The sequence below is a fragment of the Streptomyces sp. NPDC002206 genome (assembly GCF_053593595.1).
This window is the reverse complement of record NZ_JBSFCW010000001.1, coordinates 219402-237339: the sequence shown is the minus strand read 5'-3', so window position 1 is coordinate 237339 and position 17938 is coordinate 219402. Positions and strand designations below refer to the sequence as shown.

Sequence of the window (17938 nt, the reverse complement as noted above, 5' to 3'; positions counted from 1 at the left end):
GTGCCGTGAACCGGCCGGGAGGACTTTCAAGTCCTCCCGGCCGGTTGCTTGTTGACCACGGGCCCGGCGGCGTCGGACCGGTCGGCCGGAGCTACTCGCTCAGCCCCAGCGACCGCTTCAGGAAGTCCACCTGCAGCAGGAGCAGATTCTCCGCAACCTGCTCCTGCGGAGTCATGTGCGTCACCCCGCTGAGCGGCAGCACCTCATGCGGCCGCCCGGCCGAGAGCAGCGCCGACGACAGCCGCAGGGAGTGCGCGACCACCACATTGTCGTCCGCCAGACCGTGCACGATCATCATCGGCCGGACCTGGTCCGCGGCCTCGGACAACCCCTCGTCGGTGAGCAGCGAGTTGTACGCGTACACCTCGGGCTGTGTCGTCGGGTCACCGAGATAGCGCTCGGTGTAGTGGGTGTCGTACAGCCGCTGGTCGGTCACCGGAGCACCCACGACCGCCGCGTGGAAGACGTCGGGCCGCCGCAGTACGGCCATGCCCGCTAGGTATCCGCCGTACGACCAGCCGCGGATCGCCACCTTGGTGAGATCCAGCGGGAACCTTTCGGCGAGCGCGTGCACCGCCTCCACCTGGTCGTCCAGGGTGAGGACCAGGTTGTTCTTGATCGCCTTCTCCCAGGCGGGGGACCGCCCCGGAGAGCCGCGGCCGTCCGCGACGACCACCGCGAAGCCCTGGTCGGCGAACCACTGCGAGGTGAGGTGCGGATTGTGCGCGGCGACGACCCGCCGGCCGTGCGGTCCACCGTACGGATCCATCAGTACCGGAAGCGGACCATCCGACTCCTGATAGTCGGTGGGGAGCAGCACGGCGCACGGAATCCGGTGTGCGCCCCCCTCGGTGAGCTGCACCCGCGGCGACAGAACCGGCTCCTCCGCATATGTCGCGACCGTGGCGATCTGCTTGCCGTCCCGCAGTACCCGCACCGTGGCGCCGGGCCGCTCCAGCGAGGTGGAGACCAGCACGGTCACCCCGCCCGCCCGGACCGCCGAGTGCACCCCCGCCCCCTCGGAGACCCGCTCCACGCCCAGCTCGTTGACCCGGTACACATGGCTCTCGCCGATCTCCGGCTCCGCGGCCTCCTCGCCCGCCGACGCCGCCACCAGGACATCCGATTCACCGATGTCCAGGACCGCCAGGATCTGCAACTGCGCCCCGGTAAGCGGCCGGTCGCCGACCGAGAGCACCCGCGCCCCGCCCTCGTCAACGATCCGCACCAGCCGCCCGTCCGGCGCCCACGCGGGCACCCCGGCGAAGAGGTCCAGCCACACGGGGTCCTCGTCGACATGGACCGTCCGCGTCGTACCGCTCTCCGGGTCCACCGCGAGGAAGAGCTGACTGCGCTGGTCACGGGCCTGGACAAGGATCAGCGGGGCACCCTGGGACGACCAGTGCACCTGCGCCAGATACGGATAGCGCGACCGGTCCCAGACCACTTCGGTACGGGTGCCGTCCAGTCCCAGCACCAGGAGCCGCACGTCGGCGTTGGGCGTCCCCGCCGCCGGGTACGCCACCTCGGCGGGCTTGCGGTCCGGGTGTGCCGGGTCGGCGATCCACCAGCGCTTCACCGCGCTGTCGTCGACCCGGGCGACGAGCAGCCGGTCCGACTCCGGCGACCACCAGAACCCGCGCGAGCGCTGCATCTCCTCGGCCGCGATGAACTCCGCGAGACCGTACGAGATGTGCGCGTCCTCCGGCTCCGCGAGCGCCCGGTCCCCGTCGCCCTCCGCCCCCACGACCCGCAGTGCGCCCTTCGACACGTAGGCGACATGGCGCCCGTCGGGCGACGGCCGGGGGTCGAGCACCGGGCCGGGTACCGGCAGCGCGCGCGTCGAACCGGCCCGCAACTCGGCGACGTACACCTTCCCGGAGAGTGCGAACGCCGCCAACTCGGCCGCCGAGTCCACCGCGTACCCGACGATCCCCGAGGACCCCTCACGGCTGCGCTCGCGCCGCGCCCGCTCCTGTGCCGACAGCTTCTCCGCCGAACCGCCCAGCAGTGTCCCGGGGTCGGCGACGACCCGCTCCTTCGGCGTGCCGTCGGCCGCCAGGTCCAGCACCCAGAGCTTGTTGGACCGGTCCGTGCCGGAGGCCGACCGCAGGAAGATCACCCGCTCCCCGTCCGGCGAGACGGTGAATGCACGGGGAGCGCCGAGGGTGAACCGCTGAGTCCTGGCGTGCTGTCGGGGAAACGAAAGCTTCTGCAAGGTCATAACCCCGAACCCTAGGGCCTGATGCGGCGTCGGTCCCCGGACCCGGCAGAGCGCCCGACCACCCGGTCGTGCGCCCCTCGTGCTGCTGTGCCCCGATCAATGCGGTGGCACGGATAGTTATGATCCGTAGCGCTCGGTGGGTAAGAACCTGCTGGCTCCATGCGTGCTGCCCGTCCCCGACCGTACTGATGGAGGTGAACCGCCGTGGCACTCTCGATTTCGGCGGTGGTGCTGCTGGCGATCGTCGTCTTCCTACTGATCCGGAAATCCGGACTGAAGGGCGGACATGCGGTGGTCTGCATGCTGCTCGGTTTCTATCTCGCCAGTTCGTCCATTGCGCCCACCATCTCGGAACTGACCACGAATGTGGCCGGCATGATCGGGGGCATCAAGTTCTGACCCGGGGCCCGGGCCGCCGTCCACGGTCGGACCGTGGGCCGGTCGGCTCGTAGGGTGGGTCCCATGACGGACCTTCCCGCCCGTCGTCTGCTCCTGGTGCACGCGCACCCCGACGACGAGTCGATCAACAACGGCGCCACCATGGCCCTGTACGCGGCCCAGGGCGCCCAGGTCACCCTGGTGACCTGCACGCTCGGCGAGGAGGGCGAGGTCATCCCGCCCGAGCTCGCGCACCTCGCGGCCGACCGGGACGACACCCTGGGCACCCATCGCATCGGTGAACTCGCCGCCGCGATGAAGGAGCTCGGGGTCACCGACCACCGGTTCCTCGGCGGACCCGGCCGGTTCCGTGACTCCGGAATGATGGGCGCCGAGCAGAACCATCGGCCCGGCGCCTTCTGGAACACGGACGTCGACGACGCCGCCGCGTACCTCGTGGAGGTGATCCGCTCGGTACGCCCGCAGGTCCTCGTCACGTACGACCCCGACGGCGGCTACGGGCACCCGGACCACATCCAGGCGCACCGCGTCGCGATGCGCGCCGCGGATCTCGCGGCCGATCCCGCCTACCGCACCGGGCCCGACGCCCCGCAGGCATCCCCGGGCACCTCGCCGCACACCATCGACAAGATCTACTGGAACCGGGTGCCGCGCTCCGTCGCCGAGCAGGCCTTCGCACGGCTGCGCGCCACAGCCCCCGACGCCTTCCCGGGGATCGCCGCGATCGATGACGTACCGGGTGTGGTGAACGACACGCAGATCACCACGGAGATCGACGGCGCGGCCCAAGCGGCGGCCAAGACGGCGGCGATGCGGGCGCATAGCACCCAGGTCGCCGTGGAAGGTCCGTTCTTCGCCCTTTCGAATGATTTGGGACAGCCCGTCTTCAGCACCGAGTACTACGAGTTGGTACGCGGAGCCTCCGGAGCACCCGAGGGTGAACGGGAACACGATCTCTTCGCGGGCGTACCGGGCGTACCGGGCGTACCGGAAGCACAGTCGGGAGCACGTCCATGAGCAACGGCAAGCAGCGCCCGTCCCGCACCGACGCCCCGCCCGGAGAGCCCGTGCCCACCGGCCTTGCTGCGCCCCTGAACCCCGGCCGCATCGGCGCCTACCTGGGCCTCGTGGTCCTCGGCGTGCTCGTCGGGCTCGCCGGAGCGTTCGTCCAAGCCGCCTGGTTCCCGGGCGGTTTGCTGCTCGCACTGGTGGCCTGCGCCGGACTGTTCTACGGCGGCCGGCTGCTCACCGGCACCCAGATCGGCGCCCTGGCGCCCGCCGCGGGCTGGCTGATTTCGGTCGTCGTTCTGCTCGGCGGGCGGCCGGAGGGCGACTACGTCTTCGGCGACGAACTGGGCCTCACCCTCTTCATGCTGGGCGGGATGGCGATCGCTGTGATGTGTGCCACCATGTCGCGATCGCCTCAACAAGGCGCCGACAGCGGTCGACCTGGCAAGTAATGTGCCACGTCCGATCCCGTAATGCCCCCTGTTCGTCCGGGGGGTGCGCCGCCGTCTCCCCCGGTCGCGGGGTGTCCGGCGGCGGCGGCCAGTATGGTGGTTCGCGCGCCGAGCCGTTCCCTGGCCTGCGGCATGGGGGAAGTACGGGCGGCGGAGCCAATCGGGAGAACCTGCTTTGAGTCGTGAAACTGACAGTTCGTCCTCCGGGCCCCAGGGGCGCGGGGGAGCCGCGTACCCGTCGGGTACGCCGCCGTACGGATCACGCCAGTATCCGTCGCTGCACCCTTCGCAGGACGCCCCTGAGGAGTCCCCGGAGTCTGCGGATGCGCCTCAGCCCGAAGAGCCGAGGACCGAGACGACACTGACGACGCGTATCCGGATCAACATCCCGGGATCGCGTCCCATCCCCCCGGTCGTCATGCGTACGCCGATGAGCGAGGCCGAGGCGGACGCCTCGCGTGAGCGCACAGGCAGCACGCCGCGTCCGGGCGGACCCGCATCCAACGGCGCACCTGGTGCACAGGGTGAGCCGGCCGACGAGGCGCGGGACGGATCGGCGACCGCGGAACCGGCCGCCGACAAGCCGTCCAGAGAGAAGAGCGGCAGCGACTGGTTCGCCCCGCGCAAGGCTCCGACGAACACGTCGGTGGTCGACGGCGCGGGCGCACCGGCCGGCGGTGGCCCGGGCGTGGGCACGGGTGCCGGTGCGGACATGGATGCCGGTAGATCTGCGGGATCCGCCGGACCGACCCCGCCGCGCGCCGACCTTCCGTACTTCTCGGAGGGTCCGCAGCGCGGAGGCGACCAGGGGGCGCCTCGCCCCGGTGCCCGTGACGAGTTCGGTGGGGACGAGATTCCCGGGCCGCGCGCCACGCCGAACCTCGGTGTGCGTACGCCGGGCCCGTCCGGTGCCACCACCGGTCCGGTCACCGGCACCTCGCCGCTCAGCCCGAACCTCGGTGGCGCGGACGGATTCGCCGGCCGCCCCGGTGGTCCGTCCGGCCTGTCCGGTCCCGGTGCTCCCGGTGGCGTACCTCCGCGGATGTCCGACGACACGGCCGTCCTGACGCCGCAGTTCGCGGCGCCCGCCTCCGGTCCCGGCGGCAATGTCTCCGGGGACACGCTCACCAGTGGCATCCCGGTCGTCCCGCAGGAGCATCGCGCGCCGTCCGCACCGTCGCCGTTCGCGCGGCCCGGCGGTCCCGGCGTGCCGGGTCCCGGCCTGACACCCCCTCTCCCGGACAGCCCGATGGGCACCGGACCGGGTCGCCCCGCCGCCCCGTCGCCCGCCCCCGCCGCCACCCGCCCTGCCCCGGCCCCCGTGAAGAAGGGCCGCTCCAAGCTGGTCCTGCTCTGCGTGGGAGTCGTCGGTCTGGCCGGAGTCGCGTACGGTGCGGGCCTGCTGATGAACCACTCCGAGGTTGCCAAGGGCACCACCGTCCTCGGCGTCGACATCGGCGGCGGTACGAAGGAGCAGGCTGTCGCCAAACTGGACGCGGCGCTCGGCGAGCGCGCCAAGGCCCCCCTCCGGCTGTCCGTGGACGGCAAGAACACGCAGCTGGCCCCGGACAAGGCCGGTCTCTCGCTGGACAGCCAGGAGACCGTGCGTGGTGCCGCGGGCAGCGACTACAACCCGGTGTCGGTGATCGGCTCCCTCTTCGGCGGCGAGCGGAAGGCCGACCCGGTGATCCCGGTCGACAAGGAGAAGCTCGGCGTCGCGCTGACCGATCTGGCGGGTGCCTCCGGCTCCGCCCGTGACGGCACGATCAAGTTCGAGCCGGGCAAGGCCGTCGAGGTTCCCGGCAAGGTGGGCAAGGCGCTGGACGTCAACCGGTCGATGATCTCGGTCCGGGACGCGTACCGCGCCCAGGTGCAGACGGGCAAGCCGGCCACGGTCGAACTGCCGGTCGCCACCCGCGAGCCCACCATCGACCAGGCCGAACTGGACCGGGCGATGAAGGAATTCGCGAAGCCCGCGATGTCCGGCCTGATCACCATCAAGGCCGGGCCCAAGCAGATCCAGTTCGGCCCCGCGAAGTCGCTGCCGCAGATCCTCTCCATGAGGGCGGTCGACGGCCGACTGGTCGAGTACTACAACAAGACCGCGATCGACACCCTCTGCGACGGCGTCTTCGACGGCATCATGATCACCAAGGGTGACGGCAAGAAGCACCAGCTGAGTGCGGACGACGTGGCGCATGCCATGCAGACCGCGCTGCTCGGCAGGACCCCCGCCGAGCGCACCGCCACGATCGCCCTCGACGGCAACGGATAGCACCACCCGTACCGCCGCAGCACGCACGGCACCGCCCCCGCCCGTACCTCCGGCCGGGGGCGGTGCCGTGCGTACTCCACGACGGCGGCGCTCGGGCGGTGTCATACGTCCGGCATGACATCTGTCATCCCCGATTCACGACCCGTGACCCTGCCGGGCGAACACCCCGCTCCGCCAGGCTGGGCGCATGACAACGACAGCCACCGAAGCCACCACCGCGCAAGCGGCCGTGGTCAGCTTCGACCAGGTCAGCAAGGCATACGGGGACGTGCGCGCCGTCGACGGGCTCTCCCTCGACCTGCACCCCGGCGAGACCGTGGCGCTCCTCGGCCCCAACGGCGCCGGAAAGTCCTCCACCCTCGATCTGCTCCTCGGCCTGCGCACCGCGGACTCCGGCACGGTCCGGCTCTTCGGCACGTCCCCGCAGGAGGCGATCGCCCGGGGCCGGGTCGGCGCGATGCTGCAGAGCGGCGGCCTGATGGAGGACGTCACGGTCGAGGAGATCGTCCGGCTCGTCTGCCATCTGCACCCCCGCCCGTACCCGGTCTCCGAAGTCCTGGCCCGCGCGGGCATCGCGTCGATCGCCGACCGGATGGTCAACAAGCTCTCCGGCGGCCAGGAGCAGCGCGTACGGTTCGCGCTCGCCACCGCCGGGGCCAACGACCTGATCGTCCTCGACGAGCCGACCACCGGCATGGATGTCACCGCCCGCCAGGCCTTCTGGGCCACCATGCGCGAGCAGGCCGAGCAGGGCCGTACCGTCCTGTTCGCCACGCACTACCTCGAAGAGGCCGATGCGATCGCCGACCGCGTTCTCGTCCTCCACAAGGGCCGGCTCCTCGCCGACGGCACCGCGGCCGAGATCAAGGCGAAGGCCGGGGCCCGCCGGATCTCCTTCGAGCTGGAGGGCCCGATCGACGAGGCGGCCCTGCGCGACCTGCCGTTCCTGTCCACGTTCGACATCAGCGGCAACAGGGTCCGCATCCAGTCGCACAACGCCGACGCGACCGTCCACGCGGTCTACGCGCTCGGCCTCTACCCGCGCGAACTCGAAGTCGCAGGACTCGGCCTGGAGCAGGCCTTCGTCGCCATCACCGAGGCCGAGGAGGCCAGGACCGCATGATGAATTTCTTCTCGTGGACACTCATCAGGCTCGAAGTGACCCGCACCCTGCGGAACAAGAAGTTCATGTTCTTCTCGATCATCTACCCGTCGGTGATCTACCTGCTGATCTCCGGCACGCAGAACACCACCGACAAGGTCCCGCACACCGACCTGACGCTGCAGGCCTTCTTCATGGTCTCGATGGCCTCGTTCGGCGCGCTGACCGCCGTACTGATGGGCAACAGCGAGCGCATCGCCAAGGAGCGCGAGAAGGGCTGGGTCCGCCAGCTGCGCCTGACCGCACTGCCCAGCCGCGGCTACGTCCTGGCGAAGATCGCCAGCGCCGCGATGGTCACCCTGCCGTGCATCGTGGTCGTCTTCCTGGTCGCCGCTGCCGTCAAGCACGTGCGGCTGGACGCCTGGCAGTGGTTCGCGCTGGTCGGGGTCATCTGGGCCGGTTCGCTGGTCTTCGCCGCGCTCGGGGTCGCCATCGGTTACCTCGCCAGCGGCGACGCGGTCCGCCCGATCACCATGATCATCTACTTTGCGCTGTCGATCCTCGGCGGCCTGTGGATGCCCAGCGCGACCTTCCCGCAGTGGCTCCAGAACATCTCCGGGTGGCTGCCCACCCACGCGTACGCTTCTCTCGGCCAGGCCGTCGAGATGGGCGGCTCGCCGCACGCCAAGGACGTCGGCATCCTCTGCGTCTACTTCCTGCTCTTCGCGGGTGGCGCGGCCTGGCTCTACCGGAAGGACACCCTCAAGGCGTGAACGACGACGCGACGTTCGTAGGGATCGGGCGCCCGCCGACCAACCGCCGCCAGGTGGGCATCAAGCTGCTCTGGATCGGCATCTGGCTCGCGTTCATGAGCGCCCCGGTCAAGGACCTCCTCGACGGCAACCACACGCCGTGGGCCACCGCGCTGGGCGCCCTCGGCCTGGTGGTCTTCGTCGGGACGTACCTGGTCCTCGTCTTCCGCCACACGTCGAAGGCGCTGGACCGTCGCCGGGTCGGGACGACGATCGCCTTCCTCGGCGCCCTGGCCGTCGCCCTCTCCCTGACGCTGGGCACCCCGTGGCTGGTCCTCTTCGTGTACGTCTCCGTCACCGTCGGGGCCACCCTGCCCCTGCGGACCGCCGGGTGGCTGATCCCCGCCGTCACCGCCGTACTCGTCGGCATCGGCCTGACCGGCGACCACCCGCGCGAGATCATCACCGCCCTGGTCGTCCCCGCACTCCTCGGCGGGTTCGCGATGACCGGCGTACGGCAGATGATCCGTACGACGATCGAGCTGCGCGAGGCCCGCGCCACCGTCGCCCAGCTCGCCGCCAACGAGGAGCGGCTGCGGCTCGCCCGCGACCTGCACGACCTGCTCGGCCACTCGCTCTCGCTGATCACGCTCAAGAGCGAGCTGGCCGGACGGATGCTCCCCGACCACCCCGACCAGGCGGCGCTCCAGGTCGCCGACATCGAACAGGTCAGCCGCCAGGCCCTGGTGGACGTACGCAGTGCTGTCACCGGCTACCGGCGGCCGACGCTCCCCGGTGAACTGGCCGGAACCCGTACCGCACTCGCCGCCGCCGGCATCACCGCCGACGTCCCGACCGATCCCCCCGACGACCTCCCCGAGAAGCCGGAGGAAGTCCTCGCCTGGGCGCTGCGGGAAGCCGTCACCAATGTCGTACGCCACAGCGGCGCCCGCCGCTGCACGGTCACCCTCGCCCCACGCCAGACGCTCGGCGGCCGGATCCTGGAACTCACGGTGGCGGACGACGGCCGGGGCGGCTCCGGTACGAAGCCGGGCAACGGCCTCACCGGTATCACCGAACGCCTCGCCACGGTCGACGGCACGATGACCACCCGGCCCACCGACTCCGCTTCCGGTAAAGGCTTTACCCTCACCCTCAGTGTTCCGCTCGGATCCGACCTAGGATCCGGGGAATGAGCATGATCAGACTCCTCCTGGCCGAGGACCAGTCCATGGTGCGCGAGGCCCTCGCGGCGCTGCTCGGTCTGGAACCCGACATCGAGGTGGTGGCCCAGGTCGCCCGCGGTGACGAGGTGCTCGCCGCGGCCCGCGAGCACGCCGTCGACGTCGCGCTCCTCGACATCGAGATGCCGGGCATGACGGGCATCGAAGCGGCAGGACTGCTGCGGAGCGAACTCCCCGCCGTGAAGGTCGTCGTCGTCACGACGTTCGGCCGCCCCGGCTATCTGCGCCGCGCGATGGAGTCGGGCGCGGACGCCTTCCTGGTGAAGGACGCCCCCGCCGCCCAACTCGCCGAGGCGGTACGCAAGGTGCTCGCCGGAGAACGCGTCATCGACCCGACGCTGGCGGCGGCCGCGCTCGCCGACGGGGCGAGCCCACTGACCGAACGCGAACGCGATGTCCTGCGCACGGCGGCCGACGGCTCGACCAACGCGGAGATCGCCACCGCGCTCCATCTCTCGCAGGGCACGGTCCGCAACTACCTGTCCACGGCGATCCAGAAGATGGCGGCGCGGAACAGGGCGGAGGCGGTACGGATCGCGAGCGAGAAGGGCTGGCTGTAGCGGCCCGGAATCAGGCCTCGGGGGTGGGGACGGGGCGGTCCGGGCCGACCGCCCCCTGTACACGGCACCGCCGATTCGGAGATCCTCTGTAACCGTGACCGACAAGACAAGCGATCCTGCGTGGCCCGGGGGCATCGGCGCCCTCACCCTGTTCGTCGAGGACCTGGACACCACAGAACGTTTCTACCGGGAGGTCTTCGGACTGCCGGTGATCTTCGAGGACGACAACTCGGCCGTATTCGGCTTCGGGGACACTCTCATCAACCTGCTGAGGACCACCGAGGCGCACGAGCTGATCGAGCCCGCGCGCGTCGCGGCGCCCGACGCCGGATCCCGCTTCCAGCTCACCCTTGCCGTGGATGACGTGGACGCGATGTGCGAGGAGCTGACCGCACGAGGCGTGACGCTGCTGAACGGGCCGATGGACCGGCCCTGGGGAATCCGGACCGCCAGCTTCCGCGACCCCGGTGGCCACATCTGGGAGATTGCGAAGTGACCGGGGAAGCGCCACCGAACGGCGAGATCAGGGCGCTCCTCAGAGCCCTGGACGGGCAGCGACGCCACATCACGGGAATTCTCGACGGGCTGGACGCGGATGCGCTGCGGCAAGCCGTGCTGCCGTCCGGATGGAACTGCCTGGGACTCGTGCAGCACCTTGCGCTGGACGTCGAACGGTTCTGGTTCCGTGCCGTCGTCGCCGGTGAGAAGGACGTCATCCGGGCCCTGGACGACAGCGACGACGCCTGGCAGGTGGGCCCCGGTCTGACGGCCGCCGACGTCCTCGGACGGTACCGCCACGAGACGGATCTCGCAGACGCCGTCATCGCCGCCACAGCTGCGGACACCGCCCTGGCCTGGTGGCCGCATCACCTCTTCGGTGAACCGCACCTGCACAACCTTCGGGACGTTCTGCTGCACGTCATCACCGAAACCGCGTGCCACGCAGGCCACCTCGACGCGGCACGTGAACTCATCGACGGCCGACGCTGGATGGTCCTGACCTAGAGCATCCTGCGGCGTCGACCGACTGCTCCCGCTGTCCTAGCGGAGGGCGCGCACCATGACGGCGAACAGAGGGCTGTCGGGAAAGGGCCGCTGATCGCCTATGTGGGCGTATCCCCACGTTTCGTAGAGCGCCTTGACCCCGGGGTGTTCCCGCTCGCACAGCAGCGTGACCCGTTGCTCCGTGCGGCGGCTGAGCAGCTCCTCATGAATGGCGTGCGCGGCGCCCGTGTCCCGCCACGGCTCGCGCACCATCAACTCGAACAGGGCGAGCGTGCGTGACCCGGTCTCTTTCGTGAAACCTTCGGGCAGGGGGGTGGTCATGTGTGTCCACCAGCGGGCGTCCTCGGGCAGGGGTGCGGCGTAGGCGTAGCCGACGGGTTCGGCGCCGGCATAGCCGATCACCGCTTCCCAGCCGGTGCCTCTGGAGTGATTCGTCAGTCGTTGATCGAAACGCTCAAGGCCGGCGAACGGCACATGCAGTTGACCGGCGTACACCTCCGCATACACGTCCAGGAGGACGTGGCGGATGCCCGGCAGTTCGCTGTCCGTGCAGTGCCGCAGATCGAGGGTCATTCGGCGGTCTCCTTCACGGTTGTGTGCTGCAGCCATTCGCGTGCGAGGGGGGAGGGGTGCGTGGTCAGCCGACGGCGAAAGTCGTCGAGGAGACTGCTGATGCGGTGGCTTCCGGGCGCCGTTCCGGCTGTGGTGAGCGCGCGGTCGGCGGTCGCGCACGCCGCCTCGATGGCGTCCTGATTGAGCTGCGCGAGGGCGAGTTGGGCGGTGTAGTAGACCCGGTTCCGGGTGAGCTCGGGGCTGAGTCGCGCAAGTGCCTGATGGGTGCGGGCTTCGGCCTGCTCGGGCCGGCCGAGCCGCTGGTGAACGATCCCGGCCAGGCCGTGCAGTTCAGCCCTGTCGTAGTAGGCGAGCCAGGTGGGGCGATGAGCCGGATCGGTGCGGGCGAGCGCGTCCTCCGCGTGACCCAGGGCACGGAGTGCGGCCTGTTTGTCACGGATACGTGCGTGGGACAGGGCGATCCGGACGTGGGCGTGGGACGCGTACAGAGGATCGCGCCGCGCCATGCCCGAGTCCCGCGCTGCCTGCGCGGCATGAAGGGCCTCGATGGGGCGTCCGCGTTGCCCCGCAAGCATGGCGACGTTGTTCCACGCCCGGTGAACGGCTTCGGGATCTCCGGACAGGCCGGCCAAGGTGACAGCACGCTCGAGATGCTGCGCGGCCCGCTGCTGGTGGTGCGAGTCGAGAGCGGCCCAGGCTGCGGTGCTCGCCGCGTTCGCGGCCGTGGCATAGAGCAGGGAACGTACGCGGGCCGAGGCGCGGCCGCTGTTGAGCAGGGACAGGGAATGGTTCATCCAGCCCAGGAACTGGGCTTCGATACGACTGGTGCCGCCGAGCTTGTTCTCTTCCTGATACAGAGCGTCCAGAGCCTGGTCGATGCGCCGCACGTCGCTGAAGCCGATGCTGTTCCGCGCTGCGGGCAGGACAACGCCTGCGGCGACCACCGCGGCCCTGGTGGTGAAGGCTCGTCGCTCCACGGAATCCTCCGGTGTCGCTCGGACGGCAGCCGAGGAGGAGCTCTGCCGGGGGACGAAGCCGAGCTCCTCGGCCGTGCAGCCGAATTCTGCCTCCAGAGCCTGCCGTTGACGGTTGTGCGGCCAACGGGTTCTTCCGGTCAGGTAGTTCCGGATGTGCCGGTCCTGAAGGGTTCCGGGCCGGCCGGTCAGCCGCTCGATGTGCTCATTGAGCCGGGCTGCGAGTTCGTGCTGCATCAGACCCGCAGCATTCATACGATCGGCCAGTACGGCGTTGCCGGTCTTTCCCGTCATGAACTCACGGTAGCGACAACCGGCACCGGCAGTGGGGCGATCGGGCGCCAGAAATTTCCGGTCGTCCGTGAGCGGACGGCATCCCGAATTGCCTTCTGCGGAGGTTCATATGGGGATCTCCTTGGAACACCATTCCTCGGAGATCTGAAGGCAATCGGGTGTGCTCCCGGCCGCCGGTAGGAGAGCCCGTGACCGGGACCGAACCTCACGCCGCTCCACAGCACGCGGCAGCCGGCACCGGCATCGATATCGACGCGATCGCCCGGGCCGTCGACCATGCGCTGGCGAAACGCCCGACACGTCCCCGACGCGACGTCATCGACACGGCGACCAAGGAACTGATCGGACATCTACGGACCTTGATGGCCGTCGAGGACTACGGCTACGACCAGGAAGGCCGTGGCGGCGTCCGGGCGCTGTTCCGTGTCGCGTACCGGAACCTCGATCTCGCCGTACGGCCGGACGGCGCCACGTCCGACGCCGTTGCCTTTACGTACTGGCGGATGATCGCGAGCCTGACCGCGGCGTTCCGCGACCTGTACGCGGCCCTGCCGGAGGAACCGACGCCCTGATCGCGTCCGGCCGCCGCGATGTGATCCCTGCGGCCGGCCGCCGGGGAGCGAGCTGCGGCGAATCGGGCAGGGGATCGTCCACCGTGACGTGGTGCGCAGTCGAGAGGGAGTTCAACTCCACCTCTGAGCAGTGACGTCGGACGTCTACGTGGCCGTGCGCCTGCGGGCCAGTTCTCTGCTCTCCTCGGGCAACGCGTCGGCGACCAGCAGCCGCGGCAACAGTTCCGGTTCGAGCGTCATCGCGCGGAAGGCCAGTGCCACGCTCACATCGTGGTCGGGCCGGTGCACGATCTCGACCGGGTCGTCGGCACGGATCTCTCCCGGCTCGATCACGCGCAGATACGCGCCCGGCAGTGCGGCCTGCGTGAACCGTTTGATCCAGCCCTCGCGCTCCAGCCAGCCCTGGAACGTGGCGCACGGGATCCGTGCGCACGACACCTCCAGGACCACGTGGGGCCCGATGCGCCAGCGCTCACCGATCAGGGCGCCGTTGACGTCGAGGCCGAGTGTCGTGAGGTTCTCGCCGAAGGCGCCGCCGGCGAGCGGCCTGCCCAGCTCGGCCTGCCACCCGTCGAGGTCCTCGCGGGCATAGGCATAGACGGCCTGGTCGGAACCGCCGTGGTGCTTCACGTCGTACACGCGATCGCCCACGAGACCGACCGTGCCGGTGCCCTTCGAACCGGGGGCGATGACGGAGACGGGACCATGAACCGGCCGCTTGTCGATCCCGGTCGCGCCGAGGCCCTTCCACGGGTTGGGCCGGGGCCTGCCGACATTGACGGAGAGCAGCTTCATGCGGGCGAGGCTACGGTCCCCTGCAGGCCGGGGCGACACATTTGGCCGCCACCCTCGGAATCGAGTGGTGATACGAAGTGACGGCCGCCTTGCAGGACTCGGCGGTCCGGTCGTAGCGGGTGGTGATGGAGCGGCACTGCCTCAAACGGTTGACGGGCGTGGGCGTCGAGTAGCGAATGATGCGGTCATCGCAACCGGTGGGGTGGGAGGTGATGTCCTGGCAGACGTCCTGCCGTACGACTGCCGTACGAAGGAAAGGCATACGACTGTGCGATCCATCGGAGCTCGTGCGACCCGCCGGAGGATCCTGGCCACCGGAGCCGGGGCGGCCCTGGCCGCCGTGTCCCTGCCGCCCCCGCGAACGCCGCCTCAACCGTGCACACTTCCCCGACGGCGTCCGGCGCTGCGGCCCGGGCCGCCCGGCAGTTGCGCGTTCTGGAGCGGGAACACTCCGCCCGGCTCGGCGCCTACGCACATGACACCGCCACGGGCCGCACGGTGGTGTATCGACCGGACGAGCGCTTCCCGATGTGCTCCCTGTTCAAGACCATCGGCGCGGCAGCGGTCCTTCGTGATCTGGACCGCAACGGCGAGTTCCTGACCCGCCGCATCCGCTACGGCGCACAGTACGTCCAGGCCTCGGGCAACTCGCCGATCACCGGCAAGGCCGAGAACCTCTCCCGCGGGATGACGGTCGCCGACCTGTGCGCGTACTCCATCACGCACAGCGACAACACCGCGGCCAACCTCCTCCTCCGAGAACTGGGCGGCCCCGGCGCCGTCACCCGCTTCTGCCGCTCCATCGGCGACCCGGTCACCCGCCTCGACCGCTGGGAGCCCGAGCTGAACTCGGCGGAGCCATGGCGCGAGACGGACACCACCACGCCCCGTGCCGTCGGACGCACCTATGCGCGCCTCGTCCTGGGAGACGCACTCGTTCCCTGCGACCGCCGGCTGCTCACCGGCTGGCTGCTCGCCAACACCACCAGCGGTGAACGCTTCCGCGCCGGGCTTCCCGCCGACTGGACCGTCGCCGACAAGACCGCCGGCGGCAGCTACGGGGGCAACAACAACGCCGGCATCGCCTGGCCCCCCGGCCGCCCGCCGGTCGTCCTGGCCGTGATGACCACCAAGCCAGATCGGGACGCCCCCGCCGACAATCCCCTGGTCGCCAGGACGGCCGGCGTTCTGGCTGAGGCCCTGAGCCGACCGCCGACGGCTGCACCGGGGGAGGTGGCCGATGCCACCGGCCTGAACAGGACAGATTTCGTTTTCGCGTGATCCGCGGTGCTGGCACACTCATACGTCATGACGACTGGACAGAGCGCGGATGCGACCCTGCGCGTCGGTGCGGAGGACCCGGTGCTCTCCACCCGGCTGAGCGAAGAGCTGACCGCGTTCAACAACGATGCGACCGGCGCCCACGACGACCGCGGCCTCTCCGTTCGGGTCACCGATGAGGCGGGTGAACTGGTGGCCGGGCTGGTCGGCTGGACCTGGGGCGGTTGTGCCGGGATATCGGAAGTGTGGGTGCGGGCCGACCGGCGCCACGAAGGTTGGGGGGCCCGCCTGGTGCGCGCCGCCGAGGACGAGGCTGTGGCGCGCGGCTGCACGTCGATGATCGTCTCGTCGATGTCCTTCCAGGCGCCCGGCTTCTACCGTCGGCAGGGCTATCTGGAGACCGGCAGCGGCGGAGGGATCCCGGGCGGCCACACCCGTCATCATTTCTTCAAGGAGTTGGGGGCGGACGGAGACCGTCAGGGGCGCTTCGTCGAGTCGAGATGGGCGAAGACCACGACGTTGTCCTTGTAGTCCTTGGCCTTCCTGTCGTACGTGCCGCCGCATGTGATCAGTCGCAACTGCGCGTTCGGGGCGTCGGCGTACACCAGGTCGTCGGGAAAGCTCGCCTTGCTGAACTTCTCGACGGAGTCGACCTTGAACGTGGCGACGCTGCCGTCCGCCCTCGTGATGTCGACTGTGGCGCCTTGCTTCACGAACTGGAGCTGAAGGAACACCGCCGGTCCGGTCGTCGTGTCGACGTGACCGGCGACGATCGCCGAGCCGCGCTCACCGGGGGTCACTCCGCCCTTGTACCAGCCGACCAGGTTGGTGTCGTTCGGCGGCGGGGCGTTGAGCTGCCCGTTCGCGCCGAGGGTCAGCGGTGTGAAGGGTGCGCTGACCGCGATCGACGGGATCTGAAGCTTCGTCGGGTTGGAACGCGGCATGAACGGCCCCGTCGGGACGGGAGAGGCGGCGGCCGACGGAGCGGGAGGGGCGGCGGGGGCGGCGGCGGGGGCGGGAGCTGCCACCGACGGGGCGGTCAACGGCTTGTTGTCCTCCGCAGTGCCGAACGAGTTGAAGATCATGAGCAGGCCCAGTCCGGCTGCTGCTGCGGGCCAGAGCAGGGTGCGGCCGAAGGTGGAAGAGCCGGTGCCGGATGGGGAGGGGTTCGAATCGGACGACTGCGGGGCGGCCATGGGAGCGTGCCTTTCTTCCGTGCGTCATCAGTCGGTCGGGCGGTGGGTCGGTCGGCCGGTGGGGGCGGGAAACGCAGCCGCCGCGGCCGCCGCCCCGAGGGACGGCGACCGCGACAGATGCGGCAAGCCGCTGGCCGTTCAGTTCGTCCAGGTCAGTTCGTTCAGGCCACCGCACCGCCCGTGGCCTGACGGCGGCGCATCTTGTACGCACCGACGCCGAGCCCACCGATCAGCAGTGCCGAACCGGCGGCCAGACCGCTGTCAGCGGTCATGGCCGTCCCGCCACCGCCGGTGTGGATGCCGCCGCTGGGCTTGCTGCCGTTGCCATGGCCGCCCTTGTCGCCGTGCTTCTCGAGGTAGCCGCTGCCCTTCTTGTCGCCGCCGTGCTTCTCGAGGTAGCCGCTGCCCTTCTTGTCGCCGCCGTGCTTCTCGAGGTAGCCGCTGCCCTTCTTGTCGCCGCCGTGCTTCCCGTATCCGCTGCCGTCCTCGCTGCCGTAGTCGCTGCCGTCGCCGCTGCCGTCGCCGCTGCCGTCGCCGCTGCCGTCGCCGCTGCCGTAGTCGCTGCCGTCGCCGCTGCCCTCCTCGTCGCCGTAGCTACCCTTGTCGGACACGACCATGGCCATGGCGCCGCCGCCGGTGTGGATGCCGCCGCTGGGCTTGCTGCCGTTGCCGTGGCCGCCCTTGTCGCCGTGCTTCTCGAGGTAGCCGCTGCCCTTCTTGTCGCCGCCGTGCTTCCCGTATCCGCTGCCGTCCTCGCTGCCGTAGTCGCTGCCGTCCTCGCTGCCGTCCTCGCTGCCGGCCTCGTCGCCGTGCTTGTCGAGGTAGCCACTGCTGTCCTCGTCGACGAACCCAGTGCCGGCGTCCTCGCTGTCGCCGCGGTCCGACTTCCCGCCGTGGTCGGACTTGTCACCGTGGCCCGACTTATCGCCGTGGTCTGACTTGTCACCGTGGCCGTCGTCGCCGGCCGCCTTCATGGCCAGGGCGCCACCACCGGTGCGGACGCCGCCGCTGGGCCTGCCTCCGTCCTGGCCGTAGCCGCCGTCTTCGCCGCCGTAGCCGCCGTGGCTGTTGCTGCTGTGGGAGGAGCCGCCGCCGTCCCCGTCGGCCGCGGCCATCGCGAAGGCAGCTGGTGTCGTAACCGCCAGGACCGCACTGATGGCGGCCGAAGCGAACAAGGTGCGGGCAGAGCGCATCTGAACACGTTCCTTTCGGCGCAACTGCGGTGAGTGACC

At 70.2% G+C, this 17938-nt stretch carries 18 protein-coding genes and 1 pseudogene; 13 read left to right on the top strand and 6 right to left on the bottom strand.

Going from position 1 to position 17938, the window contains the following annotated elements; genetic code table 11:
- Positions 1-91: 91 nt before the first annotated feature.
- Positions 92-2224, bottom strand: coding sequence for a S9 family peptidase (locus tag ACWCP8_RS01095; protein WP_352266290.1), 2133 nt, complete (start codon positions 2222-2224; stop codon positions 92-94).
- A 204-nt stretch (positions 2225-2428) separates the two neighbouring features.
- On the opposite strand from ACWCP8_RS01095, the gene ACWCP8_RS01090 reads away from it, so the two are divergent.
- From ACWCP8_RS01090 to ACWCP8_RS01045, 10 genes are all read left to right on the top strand, one after another.
- Entirely contained in the window at positions 2429-2623 is a 195-nt protein-coding gene (locus ACWCP8_RS01090) for a hypothetical protein (protein ID WP_030915260.1), read from the top strand.
- 63 nt (positions 2624-2686) lie between these two features.
- Positions 2687-3640 (top strand): N-acetyl-1-D-myo-inositol-2-amino-2-deoxy-alpha-D-glucopyranoside deacetylase, encoded by a 954-nt coding sequence (mshB, locus tag ACWCP8_RS01085; protein ID WP_352266291.1) that lies wholly within the window; start codon positions 2687-2689, stop codon positions 3638-3640.
- Positions 3637-4083, top strand: coding sequence for a DUF6113 family protein (locus tag ACWCP8_RS01080; protein WP_352266292.1), 447 nt, complete (start codon positions 3637-3639; stop codon positions 4081-4083). Before mshB ends, ACWCP8_RS01080 begins: the two co-directional genes overlap by 4 nt.
- 175 nt (positions 4084-4258) lie before the next feature.
- The gene (locus tag ACWCP8_RS01075) at positions 4259-6358 is read left to right on the top strand and encodes a hypothetical protein (RefSeq protein ID WP_451113855.1); all 2100 of its coding nucleotides are present in this window, start codon (positions 4259-4261) and stop codon (positions 6356-6358) included.
- A 187-nt stretch (positions 6359-6545) separates the two neighbouring features.
- Positions 6546-7481 carry an ABC transporter ATP-binding protein gene (locus ACWCP8_RS01070; RefSeq protein ID WP_352266294.1) on the top strand — a complete coding sequence of 312 codons (936 nt, stop codon included), beginning with the start codon at positions 6546-6548 and terminating at the stop codon, positions 7479-7481.
- Positions 7478-8233, top strand: coding sequence for an ABC transporter permease (locus tag ACWCP8_RS01065; RefSeq protein WP_451113854.1), 756 nt, complete (start codon positions 7478-7480; stop codon positions 8231-8233). The genes ACWCP8_RS01070 and ACWCP8_RS01065 overlap by 4 nt, the downstream gene beginning before the upstream one ends.
- Complete coding sequence (locus ACWCP8_RS01060; protein ID WP_352266295.1) at positions 8230-9408, top strand: sensor histidine kinase; 1179 nt, start codon at positions 8230-8232, stop codon at positions 9406-9408. Before ACWCP8_RS01065 ends, ACWCP8_RS01060 begins: the two co-directional genes overlap by 4 nt.
- Positions 9405-10016 (top strand): response regulator transcription factor, encoded by a 612-nt coding sequence (locus ACWCP8_RS01055; RefSeq protein WP_030915281.1) that lies wholly within the window; start codon positions 9405-9407, stop codon positions 10014-10016. The genes ACWCP8_RS01060 and ACWCP8_RS01055 overlap by 4 nt, the downstream gene beginning before the upstream one ends.
- A gap of 94 nt (positions 10017-10110) precedes the next feature.
- Positions 10111-10512, top strand: coding sequence for a VOC family protein (locus ACWCP8_RS01050; protein WP_352266296.1), 402 nt, complete (start codon positions 10111-10113; stop codon positions 10510-10512).
- The gene (locus ACWCP8_RS01045) at positions 10509-11021 is read left to right on the top strand and encodes a mycothiol transferase (RefSeq protein WP_451113853.1); all 513 of its coding nucleotides are present in this window, start codon (positions 10509-10511) and stop codon (positions 11019-11021) included. The genes ACWCP8_RS01050 and ACWCP8_RS01045 overlap by 4 nt, the downstream gene beginning before the upstream one ends.
- A 36-nt stretch (positions 11022-11057) precedes the next feature.
- On the opposite strand, the gene ACWCP8_RS01040 is transcribed toward ACWCP8_RS01045, so the two are convergent.
- Positions 11058-11594: a GNAT family N-acetyltransferase gene (locus ACWCP8_RS01040; protein WP_352266298.1), complete on the bottom strand. Its 537-nt coding sequence runs from the start codon at positions 11592-11594 to the stop codon at positions 11058-11060.
- Entirely contained in the window at positions 11591-12862 is a 1272-nt protein-coding gene (locus ACWCP8_RS01035) for an XRE family transcriptional regulator (RefSeq protein ID WP_451113852.1), read from the bottom strand. The genes ACWCP8_RS01040 and ACWCP8_RS01035 overlap by 4 nt, the downstream gene beginning before the upstream one ends.
- 188 nt (positions 12863-13050) lie before the next feature.
- Here ACWCP8_RS01035 and ACWCP8_RS01030 point away from each other — a divergent pair, with 188 nt between their 5' ends.
- Positions 13051-13434: a hypothetical protein gene (locus ACWCP8_RS01030; protein ID WP_352266300.1), complete on the top strand. Its 384-nt coding sequence runs from the start codon at positions 13051-13053 to the stop codon at positions 13432-13434.
- 144 nt (positions 13435-13578) lie between these two features.
- Here ACWCP8_RS01030 and ACWCP8_RS01025 read toward each other — a convergent pair whose 3' ends face one another.
- A complete protein-coding gene (locus ACWCP8_RS01025) occupies positions 13579-14229 on the bottom strand; it encodes an MOSC domain-containing protein (protein WP_352266301.1) in 651 nt (216 codons plus the stop codon).
- Positions 14230-14497: 268 nt separating this feature from the next.
- Between ACWCP8_RS01025 and bla the strand changes: the two are divergent.
- Together bla and ACWCP8_RS01015 are read left to right on the top strand one after the other, a co-directional pair.
- A pseudogene (gene bla / locus ACWCP8_RS01020) lies at positions 14498-15432 on the top strand (class A beta-lactamase); the annotation flags it as partial.
- Between the two features lie 105 nt (positions 15433-15537).
- Positions 15538-16041 (top strand): GNAT family N-acetyltransferase, encoded by a 504-nt coding sequence (locus ACWCP8_RS01015; RefSeq protein ID WP_451113851.1) that lies wholly within the window; start codon positions 15538-15540, stop codon positions 16039-16041.
- On the opposite strand, the gene ACWCP8_RS01010 is transcribed toward ACWCP8_RS01015, so the two are convergent.
- Together ACWCP8_RS01010 and ACWCP8_RS01005 are read right to left on the bottom strand one after the other, a co-directional pair.
- On the bottom strand, positions 15987-16706 hold the full coding sequence (locus ACWCP8_RS01010) for a class F sortase (RefSeq protein ID WP_352266304.1): 720 nt from the start codon (positions 16704-16706) through the stop codon (positions 15987-15989). The genes ACWCP8_RS01015 and ACWCP8_RS01010 overlap by 55 nt on opposite strands.
- 161 nt (positions 16707-16867) lie before the next feature.
- Positions 16868-17899, bottom strand: a complete 1032-nt coding sequence (locus tag ACWCP8_RS01005) for a hypothetical protein (protein ID WP_451113850.1) — start codon at positions 17897-17899, stop codon at positions 16868-16870.
- Between the last annotated feature and the right edge of the window lie 39 nt (positions 17900-17938).